At 58.0% G+C, this 18,574-nt stretch carries 18 protein-coding genes; 17 read left to right on the forward strand and 1 reads right to left on the reverse strand.

Annotated elements, in window-relative coordinates; all coding sequences use genetic code 11:
* Window positions 1–18: 18 nt before the first annotated feature.
* The 13 genes from nifD to nifM all read left to right on the forward strand — a co-directional run bounded on the left by nifD (window position 19) and on the right by nifM (window position 12,301).
* Window positions 19–1,467: a nitrogenase molybdenum-iron protein alpha chain gene (gene nifD, locus HV107_RS25000; RefSeq protein WP_182061382.1), complete on the forward strand. Its 1,449-nt coding sequence runs from the start codon at window positions 19–21 to the stop codon at window positions 1,465–1,467.
* Window positions 1,468–1,522: 55 nt separating this feature from the next.
* Entirely contained in the window at window positions 1,523–3,085 is a 1,563-nt protein-coding gene (gene nifK / locus HV107_RS25005) for a nitrogenase molybdenum-iron protein subunit beta (RefSeq protein ID WP_182061383.1), read from the forward strand.
* A gap of 40 nt (window positions 3,086–3,125) precedes the next feature.
* Window positions 3,126–3,344 (forward strand): putative nitrogen fixation protein NifT, encoded by a 219-nt coding sequence (gene nifT / locus HV107_RS25010; RefSeq protein WP_182061384.1) that lies wholly within the window; start codon window positions 3,126–3,128, stop codon window positions 3,342–3,344.
* Window positions 3,345–3,355: 11 nt separating this feature from the next.
* Complete coding sequence (locus HV107_RS25015; RefSeq protein WP_182061385.1) at window positions 3,356–4,018, forward strand: NifB/NifX family molybdenum-iron cluster-binding protein; 663 nt, start codon at window positions 3,356–3,358, stop codon at window positions 4,016–4,018.
* Window positions 4,019–4,174: 156 nt separating this feature from the next.
* Window positions 4,175–5,548, forward strand: coding sequence for a nitrogenase iron-molybdenum cofactor biosynthesis protein NifE (nifE, locus tag HV107_RS25020; protein ID WP_182061386.1), 1,374 nt, complete (start codon window positions 4,175–4,177; stop codon window positions 5,546–5,548).
* Between the two features lie 10 nt (window positions 5,549–5,558).
* Window positions 5,559–6,944, forward strand: coding sequence for a nitrogenase iron-molybdenum cofactor biosynthesis protein NifN (nifN, locus tag HV107_RS25025; RefSeq protein ID WP_182061387.1), 1,386 nt, complete (start codon window positions 5,559–5,561; stop codon window positions 6,942–6,944).
* On the forward strand, window positions 6,931–7,395 hold the full coding sequence (locus tag HV107_RS25030) for a NifB/NifX family molybdenum-iron cluster-binding protein (protein WP_182061388.1): 465 nt from the start codon (window positions 6,931–6,933) through the stop codon (window positions 7,393–7,395). Before nifN ends, HV107_RS25030 begins: the two co-directional genes overlap by 14 nt.
* 207 nt (window positions 7,396–7,602) lie before the next feature.
* On the forward strand, window positions 7,603–8,442 hold the full coding sequence (gene nifU, locus HV107_RS25035; protein ID WP_182061389.1) for a Fe-S cluster assembly protein NifU: 840 nt from the start codon (window positions 7,603–7,605) through the stop codon (window positions 8,440–8,442).
* Between the two features lie 15 nt (window positions 8,443–8,457).
* Window positions 8,458–9,660, forward strand: coding sequence for a cysteine desulfurase NifS (nifS, locus tag HV107_RS25040; protein WP_182061390.1), 1,203 nt, complete (start codon window positions 8,458–8,460; stop codon window positions 9,658–9,660).
* A 10-nt stretch (window positions 9,661–9,670) separates the two neighbouring features.
* Window positions 9,671–10,810 carry a homocitrate synthase gene (nifV, locus tag HV107_RS25045; RefSeq protein WP_182061391.1) on the forward strand — a complete coding sequence of 380 codons (1,140 nt, stop codon included), beginning with the start codon at window positions 9,671–9,673 and terminating at the stop codon, window positions 10,808–10,810.
* A 2-nt stretch (window positions 10,811–10,812) separates the two neighbouring features.
* Window positions 10,813–11,070, forward strand: coding sequence for a nitrogenase-stabilizing/protective protein NifW (locus HV107_RS25050; RefSeq protein WP_074779443.1), 258 nt, complete (start codon window positions 10,813–10,815; stop codon window positions 11,068–11,070).
* The gene (locus HV107_RS25055; protein WP_182061392.1) at window positions 11,067–11,510 is read left to right on the forward strand and encodes a nitrogen fixation protein NifZ; all 444 of its coding nucleotides are present in this window, start codon (window positions 11,067–11,069) and stop codon (window positions 11,508–11,510) included. Before HV107_RS25050 ends, HV107_RS25055 begins: the two co-directional genes overlap by 4 nt.
* Window positions 11,507–12,301, forward strand: a complete 795-nt coding sequence (gene nifM, locus HV107_RS25060) for a nitrogen fixation protein NifM (protein WP_182061393.1) — start codon at window positions 11,507–11,509, stop codon at window positions 12,299–12,301. The genes HV107_RS25055 and nifM overlap by 4 nt, the downstream gene beginning before the upstream one ends.
* An 87-nt stretch (window positions 12,302–12,388) precedes the next feature.
* On the opposite strand, the gene HV107_RS25065 is transcribed toward nifM, so the two are convergent.
* Window positions 12,389–12,919: a flavodoxin gene (locus HV107_RS25065; RefSeq protein ID WP_182061394.1), complete on the reverse strand. Its 531-nt coding sequence runs from the start codon at window positions 12,917–12,919 to the stop codon at window positions 12,389–12,391.
* Between the two features lie 357 nt (window positions 12,920–13,276).
* On the opposite strand from HV107_RS25065, the gene nifL reads away from it, so the two are divergent.
* From nifL to HV107_RS25085, 4 genes are all read left to right on the forward strand, one after another.
* Entirely contained in the window at window positions 13,277–14,764 is a 1,488-nt protein-coding gene (nifL, locus tag HV107_RS25070) for a nitrogen fixation negative regulator NifL (RefSeq protein ID WP_182061395.1), read from the forward strand.
* Window positions 14,761–16,335: a nif-specific transcriptional activator NifA gene (gene nifA / locus HV107_RS25075; protein WP_182061396.1), complete on the forward strand. Its 1,575-nt coding sequence runs from the start codon at window positions 14,761–14,763 to the stop codon at window positions 16,333–16,335. The genes nifL and nifA overlap by 4 nt, the downstream gene beginning before the upstream one ends.
* Window positions 16,336–16,501: 166 nt before the next feature.
* On the forward strand, window positions 16,502–17,908 hold the full coding sequence (gene nifB / locus HV107_RS25080; RefSeq protein ID WP_182061397.1) for a nitrogenase cofactor biosynthesis protein NifB: 1,407 nt from the start codon (window positions 16,502–16,504) through the stop codon (window positions 17,906–17,908).
* Window positions 17,908–18,417, forward strand: coding sequence for a nitrogen fixation protein NifQ (locus tag HV107_RS25085; protein ID WP_182061398.1), 510 nt, complete (start codon window positions 17,908–17,910; stop codon window positions 18,415–18,417). The genes nifB and HV107_RS25085 overlap by 1 nt, the downstream gene beginning before the upstream one ends.
* Window positions 18,418–18,574: the final 157 nt, after the last annotated feature.

Genomic DNA, 18,574 nt, shown 5'->3' on the forward strand with positions numbered 1-18,574 from the left:
GCCAACAGGAAGACAACTATGAGCAATGCAACAGGCGAACGTAATCTGGAGATCATCCAGGAAGTGCTGGAGATCTTTCCGGAAAAAACGCGCAAAGAACGCAGAAAGCACATGATGGTGAGCGACCCGGAGTTGGAAAGCGTCGGGAAATGCATCATCTCCAACCGTAAGTCGCAGCCCGGCGTGATGACCGTGCGCGGTTGCTCTTACGCCGGTTCTAAAGGGGTGGTATTCGGGCCGATCAAAGATATGGCCCATATCTCCCACGGCCCGATCGGCTGCGGTCAGTACTCCCGCGCCGGGCGGCGTAACTACTACACCGGCGTCAGCGGTGTTGATAGCTTCGGTACGCTCAACTTCACCTCCGATTTTCAGGAGCGCGATATCGTGTTTGGCGGCGATAAAAAGCTGGCCAAACTGATTGAAGAGATGGAGACGCTGTTCCCGCTGACCAAAGGGATCTCCATTCAGTCTGAATGCCCGGTCGGCCTGATTGGCGATGACATTGAAGCCGTTGCCAACGCCAGCCGCAAAGCCATCAATAAACCGGTTATTCCGGTGCGCTGCGAAGGTTTTCGCGGCGTTTCCCAGTCACTCGGTCACCACATTGCCAATGACGTGATCCGCGACTGGGTACTGGATAACCGTGAAGGCAAGCCGTTTGAAGCCGGTCCTTATGACGTGGCGATCATCGGTGATTACAACATCGGCGGTGATGCCTGGGCTTCGCGCATTTTGCTCGAAGAGATGGGCCTGCGCGTGGTGGCGCAGTGGTCCGGCGACGGCACGCTGGTTGAGATGGAGAACACGCCGTTCGTCAAACTCAACCTTGTGCACTGCTACCGCTCGATGAACTACATCTCCCGCCATATGGAGGAGAAACACGGTATTCCGTGGATGGAGTACAACTTCTTCGGCCCGACCAAAGTCGCCGAGTCGTTGCGCAAAATCGCCGACATGTTTGATGACACCATTCGCGCCAACGCTGAAGCGGTGATCGCCAAATATCAGGCGCAGAACGACGCCATCATCGCCAAATACCGTCCGCGTCTGGAAGGCCGCAAAGTGCTGCTGTATATGGGCGGTTTACGTCCTCGCCATGTGATTGGCGCTTATGAAGATCTGGGGATGGAAATTATCGCTGCGGGTTATGAATTCGCCCATAACGATGACTACGACCGTACCCTGCCGGATCTGAAAGAAGGCACCTTGCTGTTCGACGATGCCAGCAGTTATGAACTGGAAGCCTTTGTCAAAGCGCTGAAGCCGGATCTGATCGGCTCCGGTATTAAAGAGAAGTACATCTTCCAGAAAATGGGCGTGCCGTTTCGCCAGATGCACTCCTGGGATTACTCCGGCCCCTATCACGGTTATGACGGCTTTGCCATCTTCGCCCGCGATATGGATATGACGCTCAACAACCCCGCGTGGGGCCAGTTGACTGCGCCGTGGCTGAAATCCGCCTGATTTTAATCCTGCTATCCCGTCTGTTCACCGATTTGTGGCGCGGGAGGAGAACACCATGAGCCAAAGTGTTGAGAAAATTCAAAACTGTCATCCGCTGTTTGAACAGGATGCGTACCAGATGCTGTTTAAAGATAAACGGCAACTGGAAGAGGCCCACGATCCGGCGCGCGTGCAGGAGGTCTTTCAATGGACCACCACGGCAGAGTATGAAGCGCTTAACTTTCAACGCGAAGCGCTGACTATCGATCCGGCAAAAGCCTGCCAGCCTCTGGGCGCGGTACTTTGCGCGCTGGGCTTTGCCAATACCCTGCCGTATGTTCACGGCTCCCAGGGGTGCGTGGCCTATTTCCGCACCTATTTTAACCGTCACTTTAAAGAGCCGATTGCCTGTGTTTCCGACTCGATGACGGAAGATGCGGCAGTATTCGGCGGCAACAACAACCTGAACACCGGGTTGCAGAACGCCAGCGCCCTCTACAAGCCGGAAATCATTGCCGTCTCCACCACCTGTATGGCGGAGGTCATCGGCGACGACCTGCAGGCGTTTATTGCTAACGCCAAAAAAGACGGCTTTATCGACGCGGCGATCCCGGTGCCTTACGCGCATACGCCGAGCTTTATCGGCAGCCATATCACCGGCTGGGACAATATGTTTGAGGGCTTCGCCCGTACCTTTACCGCCGATTACAGCGGGCAGCCGGGCAAGCTACCGCGTATCAATCTGGTTAGCGGATTTGAAACCTATCTCGGCAATTTCCGCGTGCTGAGACGCATGATGGAGCAAATGGAAGTGCCGTGCAGTCTGCTTTCCGATCCCTCCGAAGTACTGGATACTCCGGCTGACGGGCATTACCAGATGTATGCCGGCGGTACGACCCAGCAGGAGATACGCGAAGCGCCTGACGCTATCGACACCCTGCTACTGCAACCCTGGCAGCTGGCGAAAACTAAAAAAGTGGTGCAGGAAAGCTGGAACCAGCCCGCCACCGAGGTGCAAATCCCGATGGGGCTGGCCGGAACCGACGAACTGCTGATGGCAGTAAGCCAGTTAACCGGCAAAGCCATTCCGGATAGCTTAGCGCTGGAACGCGGCCGGCTGGTGGACATGATACTCGACTCCCACACCTGGCTGCACGGCAAGAAATTCGGCCTGTTCGGCGACCCGGATTTTGTCATGGGGCTGACCCGCTTCCTGCTGGAACTGGGCTGCGAACCGACGGTGATTCTGTGCCATAACGGCAACAAACGCTGGCAGAAAGCGATGAAGAAAATGCTTGAAGCCTCGCCGTACGGTAAAGAGAGCGAAGTCTTTATCAACTGTGATCTGTGGCATTTCCGCTCGCTGATGTTTACCCGTCAGCCGGACTTTATGATCGGCAACTCCTACGCCAAGTTTATCCAGCGCGATACGCTGGCGAAGGGTGAGCAGTTTGAAGTGCCGCTGATCCGCCTCGGGTTCCCGCTGTTCGATCGCCACCATCTGCACCGCCAGACCACCTGGGGTTACGAAGGGGCCATGAGTATCCTCACCACGCTGGTTAATGCGGTGCTGGAGAAAGTCGACAGAGAGACCATCAAGCTCGGCAAAACCGACTACAGCTTCGATCTTATCCGTTAACCATCACAGCCCCGCCTTGCGCGGGGCTCAGGGAGGCACTATGCCGGTCGTTATTATTCGCCAGCGCGGCGCGGATCTCTACTGCTATATCGCTAAACAGGATCTGGAAGCGAAAATCCTGGTCGTTGAGCACGACACCCCGGAACGCTGGGGCGGTACGATTTCTCTTGAGGGCGGTCGCCGCTATTACGTCAATGTGCAACCGGGACGGCCCTCATTTCCCATTAGCCTGCGCGCCACCCGCGACGCCCTGGTGTAAGGAGACGAGCCATGTCCGAAAACGATACCCTTTTCTGGCGGATGCTGGCGCTGTTCCAGGCGCTGCCGGAACTGCAACCCGCGCAAATCATGGCGTGGCTGACCGGTGACTGTGATGAACCGCTGACGCCGGAACTGTTGGCCTCGCTGGATCAACACCATCTGGAGCAGCGTTTTCCTCATGAGGAAGCATTAATGTCCGCCGGGCGCTGGGCACGGGTAAACGCGTGCCTGAAAGGCGATCTGCCTGCCCACTTGCGCGTTATCGACTACGCGGCACGTCGCCCGCAGTTGATTGTCGCCTTCTGCTCGCAGGATGGACTGGCAATCAACGGTCATTTCGGCCAGGGGCGGCTGTTTTTTATTTATGCCTTTGATGACCAGGGCGGCTGGCTGTATGACTTACGTCGTTACGCCGCCAGCCCGCAGGACAAAGAGCCCAATGAGAGCCGCGCGCAATTGCTCGGCGATTGCCATCTGCTGTTTTGCGAAGCGATTGGCGGCCCCGCCGCTGCCCGCCTGATCCGCCACAATATCCATCCGATGAAAGTCACCCCCGGGCAGACCATTACCTCGCAGTGCGACGCCATCAAAACGCTACTCAATGGGCAACTGCCGCCGTGGCTGGCAAAACGCCTTGAGCGCGCCAACCCGCTGGAAGAACGGGTGTTCTGAATCAATCCCCTTCGGGGGATTTTTTTTGCGTGAACATTGCGCCAATTGTCTGCTTTGTTGCAAAAACGACACTTTTTTTCTCTTAAAAATCAATCACTCATTACTGGCTCGCGAATTGCACCTTCTGCAACAACCCAACCAGATGATGAGGTGAAGATGAAGGGGAACGAGATCCTGGCTTTGCTCGATGAACCTGCCTGCGAGCACAACCACAAACAGAAATCCGGCTGCAGCGCGCCGAAACCCGGCGCGACGGCGGGTGGCTGCGCCTTTGACGGTGCGCAGATCACCCTGCTGCCACTCTCCGATGTTGCCCACCTGGTGCACGGCCCCATTGGTTGTACCGGTAGTTCATGGGATAACCGTGGCAGCTTCAGCTCCGGCCCGACGATCAACCGGCTGGGTTTTACCACCGATCTGAGCGAACAGGATGTGATCATGGGGCGTGGCGAGCGCCGCCTGTTCCATGCCGTGCGCCACATCGTCAACCGCTACCACCCGGCCGCCGTTTTTATCTATAACACCTGCGTACCCGCAATGGAGGGCGACGATATCGAAGCCGTCTGCCAGGCGGCAGAAACCGCTACCGGCGTACCGGTGATTGCCGTTGATGTCGCCGGCTTTTACGGCAGCAAAAATCTCGGCAACCGGCTGGCCGGTGAAGTGATGGTGAAAAAGGTAATTGGCGGGCGTGAACCCGCACCGTGGCCCGAAGATACCCCTTTTGCCCCGGCGCACCGCCACGATATCGGGCTGATTGGCGAATTCAATATTGCCGGGGAGTTCTGGCACATTCAGCCGCTGCTCGATGAGCTGGGTATTCGCGTGCTCGGTAGCCTTTCCGGCGACGGGCGTTTCAGTGAGATCCAGACGCTGCACCGGGCGCAGGTCAATATGCTGGTCTGCTCCAGGGCGCTGATCAATGTCGCCCGCTCGCTGGAGCAGCGCTACGGCACGCCGTGGTTTGAAGGCAGTTTTTATGGTGTTCGCGCCACTTCCGACGCTCTGCGTCAACTGGCGGCACTGACCGCAGACCGCGATCTGATGCAGCGCACTGAACAACTCATTGCCCGCGAAGAACAACGAACAGAGCAGGCTCTGGCCCCGCTGCGCGAGCGCCTGCGCGGGCGCAAAGCGCTGCTCTATACCGGCGGCGTGAAATCCTGGTCGGTGGTCTCGGCTCTTCAGGATCTGGGCATGGAAGTGGTGGCGACCGGCACACGCAAATCCACCGAAGAGGATAAACAACGCATCCGCGAACTGATGGGCGCCGATGCGCTGATGCTTGATGAAGGCAACGCCCGCTCGCTTCTGGACGTGGTTTACCGCTACCAGGCGGACATAATGATCGCCGGGGGACGCAATATGTATACCGCCTACAAAGCGCGGCTGCCGTTCCTCGATATCAATCAGGAGCGCGAGCACGCCTTTGCCGGCTACCGCGGCATTGTCACGCTGGCTGAACAACTCTGCCTGACCATGGAAAGCCCGGTCTGGCCACAAACCCATTCCCGCGCACCGTGGCAATAAGGATCACACAATGGCAGAAATTATCCGTAGTAAAAAGCCGCTGGCCGTCAGTCCGGTAAAAAGCGGCCAGCCGCTGGGCGCGATTCTGGCGAGCATGGGCTTTGAACAGAGCATTCCGCTGGTTCATGGTGCTCAGGGGTGCAGCGCCTTCGCAAAGGTCTTTTTTATTCAGCATTTTCACGATCCGATCCCGCTGCAATCGACGGCAATGGACCCGACATCCACCATTATGGGCGCCGATGGGAACATCTTTACCGCACTGAATGTGCTGTGCTCACGTAACAACCCGAAAGCGATTGTTCTGCTGAGCACCGGCCTTTCTGAGGCGCAGGGCAGCGATATTTCACGTGTGGTGCGCCAGTTCCGCGATGAATTCCCGCGCCATAAAGGGGTGGCGCTGCTGACCGTTAACACACCGGATTTTTATGGCAGCCTGGAAAACGGCTACAGCGCGGTACTGGAGAGCATGGTTGAACAGTGGGTGCCGGAAAAACCGCAGCCGGGCGTGCGCAATCGCCGCGTGAACCTGCTGCTCAGCCACTTGCTGACGCCGGGCGACGTCGAGCTGCTGCGCAGTTATGTCGAGGCATTTGGCCTGCAACCGGTGATTGTGCCGGATCTCTCCCAGTCGCTGGACGGCCATCTCGCCAGCGGGGATTTCTCACCTATTACCCAGGGCGGCAGCAGCCTGCGGCTGATTGAACAGATGGGACAGAGCCTCGGCACGTTCGCCATTGGCGTTTCCCTCTCCCGCGCCGCGCAGTTGCTGACGCAGCGCAGCCATGCAGAGGTCATCACGCTGCCGCACCTGATGACCATGAGCCAGTGCGATACGTTTATTCATCAACTGAAGCGCCTCTCCGGGCGTGATGTTCCGGCGTGGATCGAGCGCCAGCGCGGGCAATTGCAGGATGCGATGATCGATTGCCATATGTGGTTACAGGGCGCGCCTGTCGCGCTGGCCGCCGAGGGCGATCTGCTCGCCGCCTGGTGCGATTTCGCCCGTGATATGGGCATGGTTCCCGGCCCGGTGGTGGCGCCAGTGAGCCAGAAAGGGTTGCAGGATCTGCCGGTCGAAAACGTCATCATCGGCGATCTGGAGGATATGCAGGATCTGTTGTGCAAAACGCCTGCATCACTGCTGGTGTCCAATTCTCACGCTGCGGATTTGGCCAGGCAGTTCAACATTCCGCTGGTGCGCGCCGGTTTCCCCCTGTTCGACCGTCTGGGCGAATTTCGCCGCGTGCGCCAGGGTTACGCCGGGATGCGCGACACCTTGTTTGAGCTGGCGAATGCACTGCGCGATCGCCACCATCATCTTGCCGCTTATCACTCGCCGCTGCGCCAGCGTTTTTACGAACCTGCATCTTCGGGAGGTGACTATGCAACATGTTAACCGACAATTCAGCACCATTTGCGACAGTGAATGGTCGATGAGAGTGGCCTTTGCCAGTTCCGATTACCACCATGTCGATCAGCATTTCGGCGCCACGCCGCGGCTGGTGGTGTACGGCGTCAAAGAGGATGACGTCACCCTGCTACGGGTGGTGGATTTCTCGGTACTGCCCGGCCATCAGCAGGAGAAACTGACCAGCCGGATTAGCGCGCTGGAGGATTGTGTGACGCTCTACTGCGTGGCGATCGGCGAGACGGTTTTTCGCCAGCTTTTACAGGTCGGCGTGCGCGCGGTGCGCGTTCCGGCAGATACAACGATTGTCGGGCTGTTGCAGGAAATCCAACACTACTGGTACGACAAAGAGCAGCGAAGAAGTGCGCGCAGCCGCAATACCGATCGCTTTGCCGGGCTACTGCTGGAAGATGAGTGGCAGGAAGAGGATGAGCGCTGATGCCTTTTCTGTGTCAGCTCTGTGACAAAGCCAACATAAAACTGCGACATAGTTCGCAGTTTTATGTCAGGCTCCAAAATCATCTTATTGAAATATAACGGTTTCATCTTCTGGTACTGCTTTTGCTTCTACGATATTACCCGCTGTTGATTGACGCGGTGTAATGCGCTCCGGCGCGTTCCGTCATACATCCTGGGAGCCAAAAGCATGTGGAATTACTCCGAGAAAGTGAAAGATCATTTTTTTAATCCCCGTAACGCCCGGGTGGTGGAAAACGCCAACGCCGTGGGTGATGTGGGATCGTTAAGCTGTGGCGATGCGTTACGGCTGATGCTGCGAGTGGATCCGCAAGATGAAACCATTCTTGAGGCCGGGTTTCAGACCTTTGGCTGCGGCAGCGCAATTGCCTCTTCTTCCGCCTTAACGGAACTGATTATCGGCCGCACGCTGGCGCAGGCCGAACAGGTCACCAACCAACAAATTGCCGATTATCTTGACGGTTTACCGCCGCAAAAAATGCACTGTTCGGTCATGGGCCAGGAAGCGCTACGTGCTGCCATCGCCAACTACCGCGGCGAAACGCTGGAAGATGACCACGAAGAAGGCGTGCTGATTTGTAAGTGCTTTGGCGTGGATGAAGGACAGATTCGCCGCGCGGTGCTAAGCAATGGGCTGACCACGCTGGAAGAGGTGATCAACTACACCAAAGCAGGCGGCGGCTGTACTTCGTGTCATGAAAAAATCGAACTGGCGCTGGCGGATATTCTCGCGCAGCACCCACAGGTCGCCGCGCCGGTTACGACAACCAAAGATCCGCACTGGCAGGAAGTGGTTGATGCCATCACTGAACTGCGCCCGCATATTCAGGCTGATGGAGGCGATATGACGCTGCTCAGCGTGGCAAATCATAAAGTCACGGTCAGCCTCTCCGGCAGTTGTAGCGGCTGCATGATGACCGACATGACGCTCGCCTGGTTACAGCAAAAACTGATGGAACGCACCGGCTGTTATATGGAAGTCGTGGCTGGTGAAGCCGCAGTGTATTAACAGAGGGGAAAGAGCATGAAACAGGTATATCTGGATAACAACGCCACCACGCGAATCGATCCAATGGTGCTGGAAGCGATGATGCCCTTTCTGACCGAGCATTATGGCAACCCCTCTTCGATTCATGATTTCGGCACGCCTTCCCGTGAGGCCCTTGAGCGCGCGCACCAACAGGTTGCCGCCCTGCTTGGGGCCGATCATACCAGCGAGATTATTTTCACCTCCTGCGCAACCGAAGCCACGTCAACCGCGCTGCACGCCTGTGTTGAACTGATGCCGGAGCGCCGGGAAATTATCACCACTGCAGTGGAGCACCCGGCCACGCTCGCCGTTTGTGAACATCTGGAGCGTCAGGGTTACCTTATCCACCGCATTGGTGTGAATAGCGACGGTGCGCTGGATATGGAGCAGTACCGCCAGGCGCTCAGCACGCGAGTGGCGGTGGTGAGCGTGATGTGGGCAAACAACGAAACCGGCGTGCTGTTTCCGGTGATTGAAATGGCGGCCATGGCCCATGAATACGGCGCGCTGTTCCACTGCGATGCGGTACAGGCGGTCGGCAAAATTCCGCTGGATATTGGCCGCACGCAGATCGATATGCTCTCCTGCTCGGCGCACAAACTGCACGGGCCGAAGGGTGTCGGCTGCCTCTATCTGCGGCGCGGAACGCGTTTTCGTCCGCTGCTACGCGGCGGCCATCAGGAGCGCGGACGCCGTGCAGGGACGGAAAACATTGCCGGGATTGTCGGCATGGGTGCAGCCTGCGAACTTGCGCAGATCCATCTGCCAGGTGCCTCCTCGCTGGCACACCTGCGCGATCGACTGCAGGAAGGGCTTATTGCGCAGGTGCCTTCCGTGATGGTAATGGGCGGCAACCAGCCGCGCGTTCCAGGCACCACCAATCTGGCGTTTGAGTTTATCGAAGGGGAAGCCATTTTATTACTGCTCAACCAGGTGGGAATTGCGGCATCAAGCGGCAGCGCCTGTACCTCCGGTTCGCTGGAGCCTTCGCATGTCATGCGGGCGATGAACATTCCTTACACCGCCGCGCACGGCAGTATTCGTTTCTCGCTCTCGCGCTACACGCGTGAGAAGGAGATCGACTACGTGATCGACACCCTGCCAACGATTATTGCCCGCCTGCGGATGCTCTCGCCCTACTGGCAGGAGGGAAAACCCGGGGCGGCTGAATCAGCATTTGCGCCGTTATACGGCTAAGGCGGCGAGTATGAATGTGCTTATCAACGACACCACCCTGCGTGACGGCGAACAGAGTCCGGGCGTCGCGTTTCTCGCCAGCGAGAAAATCGCCATCGCCGAGGCGCTGTTTACTGCGGGCATTACCGCGCTCGAAGTTGGCACGCCAGCGATGGGCGACGAGGAGCGCCAGCGCATTTTGCAGGTGCGCCGGCATGTGCCCGCCGCAACGCTGATGTCCTGGTGTCGGATGAACCACGACGAGATCCGCCAGAGCGCGGATCTCGGTATGGACTGGGTGGATATCTCCCTGCCCGCTTCGGATAAGCTGCGCCAGTACAAGCTTCGCGAACCGCTACCGCAGTTGCTCGATAAACTGGGTACGCTGATTGCACAAGCGCGGACGCTGGGAATGCAGGTCTGTGTCGGCTGCGAGGATGCCTCACGCGCCAGCGATCAGACGCTGAACCAGATTGCCGATATCGCCCGCGAAGCGGGCGCGAAACGACTGCGTTTCGCCGACACTCTCGGCCTGCTCGATCCCTTTACCACCACCACCCGCATTCAGGCGCTTGGTGAATACTGGCCGGGCGAAATCGAAATGCATGCGCACAACGATCTGGGGCTGGCGACCGCCAATACGCTGGCGGCGGTGCGCGCCGGAGCCACCAGCGTCAACACGACCGTGCTCGGGCTGGGCGAACGCGCAGGCAATGCCGCGCTGGAAACCGTTGCTCTGAGCCTGAGCCGCTGCCTGCAACAGGATTGTGGTGTTGATTTTACGCGCCTGCCGTCCCTGTGCCAGACCGTGGCCGACGCGACACAGCGGGCGATTGACCCGCAGCAACCGCTGGTAGGTTCACAGGTTTTCACCCATGAATCCGGCGTTCATGTCGCCGCGCTACTGCGCGATCGCGAAAGCTATCAGGCGATTGATCCGGCACTGATGGGGCGCGAGTATCGGCTGGTGCTGGGTAAACACTCCGGTCGCCAGGCGGTGGATGGCGTCTTCGCCCGCATGGGGTATCACCTCGATACCCTACAAATCGATCTGCTGCTGCCGGAGATCCGCCGCTTTGCCGAGCGCTGGAAACGCACGCCGAAAGAGGAAGAGCTGGTGGCAATTTACGATGCGCTGTGCGGGGAATCCGCACACTTTGCGAGGGGCTGACGATGGAGTGGTTTTATCAAATTCCCGGCGTGGATGAGCTCGATACCGCCGAGTCTTTTTTTGAATTCTTTAGCGTGCCATATGACCCGCTGGTGCTGCGCCACTGCTGTCTGCCGGTGCTGCGGGAGTTTCACCAGCGGCTGCGGCAAAACGTACCGCTGCGCAATTTGCTTGAAGAGGCGCCCCGCGCCCCGTGGCTGCTGGCGCGCCGGTTGCTGACGGAAAGCTATCAGCACTACCTTCCGGAGCATACCTCATGAGACAAAAATTCGATTTTGGCGAAGAAGTGCGCGTTACCCGCGCCATTCGCAATGACGGCACCATGCGCGGCTTTGCGCGCGGCGACCTGCTGGTGCGTCGCGGCAGTACCGGTTTTGTCCGCGAATGGGGCACATTTTTGATGGATCAGATTATCTATCAGGTGCATTTTCTCGATGATGATTTGGTGGTTGGCTGCCGCGAGCAGGAGCTACTGCCGCTTTCCGTGCCGTGGCACGCCGGGCAGTTTCAGTATGGCGATCGGGTTGCCTGCCGCCACGCGCTGTCGGTAAATGGCGAAGTGGTGATCGCCGCCGGAGAGCATGGCCGTATTGAAGGAACAGACCAGGGCGAAGATGGGGAGAGTTACACCGTCACGTTTTCCGGGCGCTGGTTCCTGGTCCCCGCTGGCGCCATTACCCTGCTGGAGGATGACGCATGACGCCGTGGCAACGCTTCGCCCGGCGGCGGCTGGCGATAACACGCTGGCAGTGCGAACCGGAACACATTCCTGCCGATCAACAAACCGCGTTTGACGATGCCTTCGCCCGCCAGTGCCAGCTGGAAAAGGCTGTGGTGGAGGTTGCCGCTGGCACCTCCCTGCCGGATAGCGTGTTGGAGAGTGTCGCAACCTCGCTGGCAAGCTGGCTGGATGGTGGGCATTTTTCTGCTGACGAACGGCAGACAGTGGTCCGGCATCATGCCCGCATGGAGTGGCAGTTCGCCGAGATTGCCGGGCGCGCTCCTCTGCCGGACGATTTACAGGTGCTGGCCTGGTATCAGCAACATCAGGCGCAGTTTATGCGCCCGCCGCAGCGGCTGACATCTCACCTGTTGCTGACGGTCGATAACGACGATGGCGCAGTGCAGCGCCAGATCCGCCATTTTCATCAGGATATTAGCATCTCGCGTCAATACTTTGCCCGGCTGGCGCAGCGCTACTCCCACTGCCCCAGCGCGCTTGAAGGCGGACGTTTGGGCTGGATAAGCCAGGGGTTGCTCTATCCCGAACTCGACGCCGCGCTGTTTGCGCTGGCGGAAAATGGCCTTAGCACCCCTATCGAAACCGGCCTCGGCTGGCATCTGTTATGGTGCGAAGCGATCCGTGACGCCGCGCCAATGCCGCAAGAGGAAGCGCTGGAAAAAGCACGAAGCTATTTGGTTCGTCAGAACCAGCAGCAGTACCAGCGCACGTGGCTGGCAGCGTTAACCCGCAGCGTGATGGCGGATTAATTTCACCTTCAGAACAAATACCGGTAACAGACCTTCCTGTCGAACCGGTTATGTTGCCGGGTAACGCGTGTTACCCGGCAACATCACTTACAACAATATCGGTTTAAGCGTTTCCAGCCAGGCATCCAGGCGCTCGTCGGTCAGGTCATACTGATTGTCCTGATCGATCACTAATCCGACAAATTTATCCGCTTCCAGCGCCGATGAGGCATTGAATTCATAGCCTTCATTCGGCCAGTGGCCGACAATCTGCGCGCCGCTGTTTTTCAGCGCGTCATACAGCGGGCGCAGGCCGCTGACAAAGTTATCCGGGTAACCCACCTGGTCGCCAAGACCGAAGAGCGCCACGGTTTTACCGCTCAGGCTGTTGATCTCAAGCTGAGCGACAAACTCTCTCCATGACGCGTCCTCACAACCCGCATCCAGCCCTGGCAGTTGCCCGTCGCCGAGCGTCGGCGTCCCTAACAGCAGGACCGGATAAGAAAGAAACGTGTCGAGGTCGGTACGGTTGATATTCACCGGCACATCGGCCGCTGCACCCAGTTTTTGGTGGATCATTTTGGCAATCTTGCGGGTTTTACCCGTGTCGGTACCGAAAAAAATTCCAATGTTAGCCATCGCATGCTCCTGTGAGAAAAAGTGTGAATCCGCCCTGAACAGGCAGCTATCACCGAAGATATTGCGAAGGCTGTGCCAGCTTTTTTGCCGGGCAATCGCTGCACTGTATTGGCCCGTTATGCACCAGAGCGGCGCTTTTTTATCCACCCTATTGGGCGTTGCCACGCACAGCCAGAGGGCAAAAGGGTAAAAATCGGCGGCAAACAGGGATCTGGATCAATCTTACAGCGAGTAACAAGGACCAAAGGCGCACCCTTTGCATGGTTAATGATTGTCCGTTTATGTTCGGACGAAAGTCGACAGGTGGCACAAATTGTCATAACTGCGACATTCCCATTTTGACCACAGGAGTTTGTGATGACCCTGAATATGATGATGGACGCCGCAGCGCCCGCCGAGATCGCCGGAGCGCTCTCACAACAGCATCCCGGGTTGTTTTTCACCATGGTTGAACAGGCTCCCGTTGCGATTTCCCTGACTGATGCCGATGCCCACATTCTGTATGCCAACCCGGCGTTTTGCCGCCAGTCGGGGTATGAGCTGGAAGAGTTGTTGCAGCAAAACCCGCGCCTGCTCGCCAGTAAACAGACGCCGCGTGAAATCTACCAGGATATGTGGCACACCCTGCTGCAACACCGTCCGTGGCGCGGGCAACTGATCAATCGTCGCCGCGACGGCAGCCTGTTTCTGGTGGAGATCGACATCACCCCACTGTTTAATACGCTCGGCAAACTCGAACATTACCTGGCCATGCAGCGCGACATCAGTACCAGCTACGCGCTGGAACAACGGCTGCGTAATCATATGACGCTGACTGAAGCCGTTTTGAATAATATTCCGGCGGCGGTTGTAGTGGTGGACGAACGCGATCAGGTAGTGATGGATAACCTCGCCTATAAAACTTTTTGCGCCGATTGCGGCGGTAAAGAGCTGCTGACCGAACTCAATTTTTCCGCCCATAAAGCGGAGCTGGCGCAGGGCCTGGTGCTGCCGGTAGCGCTGCGCGGCACAGTACGCTGGTTGTCCATCACCTGCTGGGCGCTGCCGGGCGTCAGTGAGGAAGCGGGCCGCTACTTTATTGATAGCGCCGTGCCGCGCACGCTGGTGGTGATCACCGACAATACCCAGCAGCAGCAACAACAGGAACAGGGGCGTCTCGACCGTCTGAAGCAGCAGATAACCAGCGGTAAATTGCTGGCGGCGATCCGCGAATCGCTGGACGCCGCGCTGGTGCAACTCAATTGCCCAATTAATATGCTGGCCGCCGCCCGTCGTTTAAATGGCGACGATCACAGCAATCTGGCGCTGGATGCCGCCTGGCGTGAAGGCGAAGAAGCGATGGCGCGGCTGCAACGGTGCCGTCCGTCGCTGGAGCTGGAAAGCCCGGCAGTCTGGCCGCTCCAGCCGTTCCTTGACGATCTGCTCGCTCTGTATCACCTCCGATATAACCAGGGCGAAAACCTGCAAATTGAGCTGGAATCGCCCTATCTGGTGGGCTTTGGTCAGCGAACACAACTGCTTGCCTGCCTGAGCCTGTGGCTCGACAGAACGCTGGATATTGCCGCTGAGCTACGTGATTTCACGGTACAGACTCAGCTTTACGCCCGCGAAGAGAGCGGCTGGCTGTCGTTCTATTTAAACGACAATGTACCGCTGACTCAGGTGCGCTACACCCATTCCCCCGATGCGCTCAATGCCCCCGGTAAAGGCATGGAGCTGCGGCTGATCCAGACGCTGGTCGCCCACCATCGCGGCGCAATTGAATTGACCTCCCGCCCTCAGGGAGGCACCTGCCTGACCCTGCGTTTCCCGTTATTTCACTCTCTGACCGGAGGCTCACTATGACTCAGCGAACGGAGTCGGGTACAACCGTCTGGCGCTTTGACCTCTCCCAGCAGTTTACCGCCATGCAGCGTATCAGCGAGGTGCTAAGCCGGGCGACGGAGGTCGGGCAGACGCTACAGGAAGTGCTGTGCGTGCTGCACAACAATGCCTTTATGCAGCACGGGATGATCTGTCTGTACGACAGCCAACAAGCGATCCTTAACATTGAAGCCCTGCAGGAGGCCGATCAGCAGCTCATTCCAGGCAGTTCGCAGATTCGTTACCGCCCGGGTGAAGGGCTGGTAGGCACGGTGCTGTCGCAGGGGCAATCTCTGGTGCTGCCCTGCGTTTCCGACGACCAGCGTTTTCTCGATCGCCTTGGATTGTATGATTACAGCCTGCCGTTTATCGCCGTGCCGCTGATAGGACCAAACTCGCAGCCTATCGGCGTGCTGGCAGCTCAGCCGATGGCCCGCTACGAGGAGCGGCTGCCAGCCTGCACTCGTTTTCTGGAAACTGTCGCCAATCTGGTGGTGCAAACCGTCCGCCTGATGACGCCGCCCAGCGTCGCGCCCTCACCCCGAGCGGCCGCCGCGCAGATCGCCAGTCAGCGTGGGTGCGCACCGTCGCGATCGTTTGGTTTTGAAAACATGGTCGGTAAAAGCGCGGCCATGCGCCAGACGCTGGAAATTATTCGCCAGGTATCGCGCTGGGACACCACCGTGCTGGTGCGTGGCGAAAGCGGGACCGGTAAAGAGCTGATAGCCAATGCTATCCACCACAATTCACCGCGCGCTGCTGCACCGTTCGTCAAATTCAACTGCGCGGCGCTACCCGACACGCTGCTGGAGAGTGAACTCTTCGGCCATGAAAAAGGTGCGTTTACCGGCGCGGTACGCCAGCGCAAAGGCCGCTTCGAACTGGCGGATGGAGGAACGTTATTTCTTGATGAGATCGGCGAAAGTAGCGCCTCGTTTCAGGCGAAATTGCTGCGTATTTTGCAGGAAGGCGAAATGGAACGCGTCGGCGGTGACGAAACGCTGCGGGTGAATGTACGGATCATTGCCGCCACCAACCGCAATCTGGAAGAGGAAGTGCGGCAGGGGAATTTTCGCGAAGATCTCTACTACCGCCTCAATGTGATGCCCATCTCCCTGCCCCCGCTCCGCGAGCGCCAGGAGGACATTGCCGAGCTGGCGCACTTTCTGGTGCGCAAAATCGCGCAAAACCAGAACCGCACACTGCGTATCAGCGATGGCGCGATCCGTTTGCTGATGAGCTATAGCTGGCCCGGAAACGTGCGTGAACTGGAAAACTGCCTTGAACGTTCGGCGGTGATGTCGGAAAGCGGGCTGATCGATCGCGACGTGATTTTGTTTCATCACCGTGAAACTCTGCCAAAACCGCCGCAACCCAGCGCACCGCGCGAAGAGAGCTGGCTTGATCAGAATCTCGACGAGCGACAAAGATTGATCGCCGCGCTGGAGAAAGCCGGTTGGGTACAGGCAAAAGCCGCCCGCCTGCTGGGAATGACCCCGCGCCAGGTGGCTTACCGTATTCAGACGATGGACATCACCATGCCGCGAATGTAGCGCTGTTTTTTGTGACATTCAGCACATTGTCAGCCAAACGCCACAAACTCGACAAACAGACAATGACGCGCTGAATTTAAAACATTAATTTTCAGTAAGTTACAATGATGGCAAGCGGTACAGGTTTTGCAACAGGAGGTTATGACCACACAACCAAGGTACGCCCATGACTTCCTGCACATCCGCCGCTGGCGGTTCACGCTGTCACACCGGGCAGCGTGAACCTTTATCTGATGTCGTTGCCGGTAAGGTGGCGTCGCACCCCTGCTACTCGCAAAACGGCCATCATCGTTATGCCCGTATGCATCTGCCAGTCGCGCCTGCCTGTAACCTGCAATGCAACTATTGCAACCGCAAATTTGATTGCAGTAATGAATCGCGCCCCGGCGTCTCGTCATCGCTGCTGACGCCGGAACAGGCGGTAGCCAAAGTGCGCCATGTGGCTGCGGCGATCCCGCAATTGTCGGTGGTGGGCATCGCCGGGCCTGGCGACCCGCTGGCCAATATTCAACGCACATTTACCACCCTGGAAATGGTGCGCGAACAGCTCCCCGACCTGAAACTTTGCCTCTCCACCAACGGGCTGATGCTACCGGATGCGGTAGAGAGACTGGTGAATGTTGGCGTTGACCATGTCACGGTGACGATCAATACGCTGGATGCCGATATCGCGGCGCAAATCTACGCCTGGCTGTGGCTCGACGGTGAACGCTACAGCGGACGTGAAGCCGGTGAGATCCTGATTGCCCGCCAGCTTGAAGGCGTGCGTCGCCTGACAGCCAAAGGCGTGTTGGTGAAGATCAACTCGGTATTGATCCCCGGCATCAACGATGGCGTTCTGATCGATGTCAGCCGCGAACTGCGTGCCAGCGGCGCCTTTATTCACAATATTATGCCGCTGATCGCCCGCCCGGAGCACGGTACGGTGTTCGGTCTGAACGGACAGCCGGAGCCTGATGCGCAGATGGTAGCCCAGGTGCGTGAGCGTTGCGGCGAGGTGATGCCGCAGATGACGCACTGCCAGCAGTGCCGCGCTGACGCGATCGGTATGCTCGGCGAAGATCGCAGCCAGCAGTTTTCCCTGACGCCGGTTGAAGAGTTACCGCAGCCGTGGTTGCCAACGCTTTACCACCGGGCGCAGTTGCATGCCAGCATTGCCACGCGCGGCGAATCGGAAGAGCCGGATACCTGTCTGGTGGCGGTTGCCTCCATGCGTGGCGATGCGATTGATTGCCACTTTGGTCATGCCGATCGCTTTAGCATATACAGCCTGTCGGCGGCGGGTGCGGTGCTGGTCAACGAACGCTTTACGCCGAAATTTTGTCAGGGAAGCGACAACTGCGAACCGCAGGACAGCGACGCGCGGATGGACGCGGTTCTGGATCTGCTGGCCGATGTGAAAGCCGTATTTTGCGCCCGTATCGGCTACGGGCCGTGGCAGAAACTGGAAGCGCGCGGCATTCAACCCTGCGTCGATCACGCCTGGGAGCCGGTTAACGAGGCGCTGACCAGCTGGTGGCAGCAGTGGCGGAAAAAGGTGCAGTCCGATCCCGCGTCAATGGGGGTGGCATAATGCCTGTTCACGACTGGCTGCGGCGTTTGCTGTGGCTCTATGCACACGGAGAAGGCTGTTATCCGCTGATGATGGGCTTGCAGGTGACCGAATGGCATGCCCTGCAGGCGCAGTTCGATCCCCCCACGCAGCCGATGCCCGCCGATTGTTTGCTGCGCCAAAAACTGATGAGCGAGCTGAATGCCACCCGTAGCGACGAACAGCAACAACTGGCGCAGTGGCTGGCGGGCTATATGGTGTCAGGCGCGGCACCGATGCACAACATTATCGCCAGTGCTTCGCTGGCGTTTAACCATCTGTGGCAGGATCTGGGGTTAAGTTCGCGTCAGGAGTTGCGCGAGTTAATGAGTGACTGTTTTCCTCTGCTGGTAGAAATGAACAGTGAAAATATGCGCTGGAAAAAGTTTTTTTATCGTCAGCGCTGCCTGCATTCTGCTGGGGAGCTTATTTGCCGCTCCCCAAGTTGCGACGCCTGCTGCGAACGCGAAATCTGTTTTTCAGATTCCTGAAATATATGTTTCACGAAACCCAGGTTGCAAAGAGATATGAGTGGACATCTATCGAGGTCTGAATTTAATTCGCCGTCTCATGAGAATATATAAACCCATAAAAACCAATCACTTACGTTGTTTTTATCCATTTCATGGGGTCTCAACTCATCCCGGA

The organism is Enterobacter sp. RHBSTW-00175 (genome assembly GCF_013927005.1).
GTDB lineage: Bacteria > Pseudomonadota > Gammaproteobacteria > Enterobacterales > Enterobacteriaceae > Enterobacter.

Coding starts and splice junctions, on each gene's coding strand:
- nifD (WP_182061382.1), top strand. CDS start 19: ATGAGCAATGCAACAGGCGAACGTAATCTGGAGATCATCCAGGAAGTG.
- nifK (WP_182061383.1), top strand. CDS start 1,523: ATGAGCCAAAGTGTTGAGAAAATTCAAAACTGTCATCCGCTGTTTGAA.
- nifT (WP_182061384.1), top strand. CDS start 3,126: ATGCCGGTCGTTATTATTCGCCAGCGCGGCGCGGATCTCTACTGCTAT.
- HV107_RS25015 (WP_182061385.1), top strand. CDS start 3,356: ATGTCCGAAAACGATACCCTTTTCTGGCGGATGCTGGCGCTGTTCCAG.
- nifE (WP_182061386.1), top strand. CDS start 4,175: ATGAAGGGGAACGAGATCCTGGCTTTGCTCGATGAACCTGCCTGCGAG.
- nifN (WP_182061387.1), top strand. CDS start 5,559: ATGGCAGAAATTATCCGTAGTAAAAAGCCGCTGGCCGTCAGTCCGGTA.
- HV107_RS25030 (WP_182061388.1), top strand. CDS start 6,931: ATGCAACATGTTAACCGACAATTCAGCACCATTTGCGACAGTGAATGG.
- nifU (WP_182061389.1), top strand. CDS start 7,603: ATGTGGAATTACTCCGAGAAAGTGAAAGATCATTTTTTTAATCCCCGT.
- nifS (WP_182061390.1), top strand. CDS start 8,458: ATGAAACAGGTATATCTGGATAACAACGCCACCACGCGAATCGATCCA.
- nifV (WP_182061391.1), top strand. CDS start 9,671: ATGAATGTGCTTATCAACGACACCACCCTGCGTGACGGCGAACAGAGT.
- HV107_RS25050 (WP_074779443.1), top strand. CDS start 10,813: ATGGAGTGGTTTTATCAAATTCCCGGCGTGGATGAGCTCGATACCGCC.
- HV107_RS25055 (WP_182061392.1), top strand. CDS start 11,067: ATGAGACAAAAATTCGATTTTGGCGAAGAAGTGCGCGTTACCCGCGCC.
- nifM (WP_182061393.1), top strand. CDS start 11,507: ATGACGCCGTGGCAACGCTTCGCCCGGCGGCGGCTGGCGATAACACGC.
- HV107_RS25065 (WP_182061394.1), bottom strand. CDS start 12,919: ATGGCTAACATTGGAATTTTTTTCGGTACCGACACGGGTAAAACCCGC.
- nifL (WP_182061395.1), top strand. CDS start 13,277: ATGACCCTGAATATGATGATGGACGCCGCAGCGCCCGCCGAGATCGCC.
- nifA (WP_182061396.1), top strand. CDS start 14,761: ATGACTCAGCGAACGGAGTCGGGTACAACCGTCTGGCGCTTTGACCTC.
- nifB (WP_182061397.1), top strand. CDS start 16,502: ATGACTTCCTGCACATCCGCCGCTGGCGGTTCACGCTGTCACACCGGG.
- HV107_RS25085 (WP_182061398.1), top strand. CDS start 17,908: ATGCCTGTTCACGACTGGCTGCGGCGTTTGCTGTGGCTCTATGCACAC.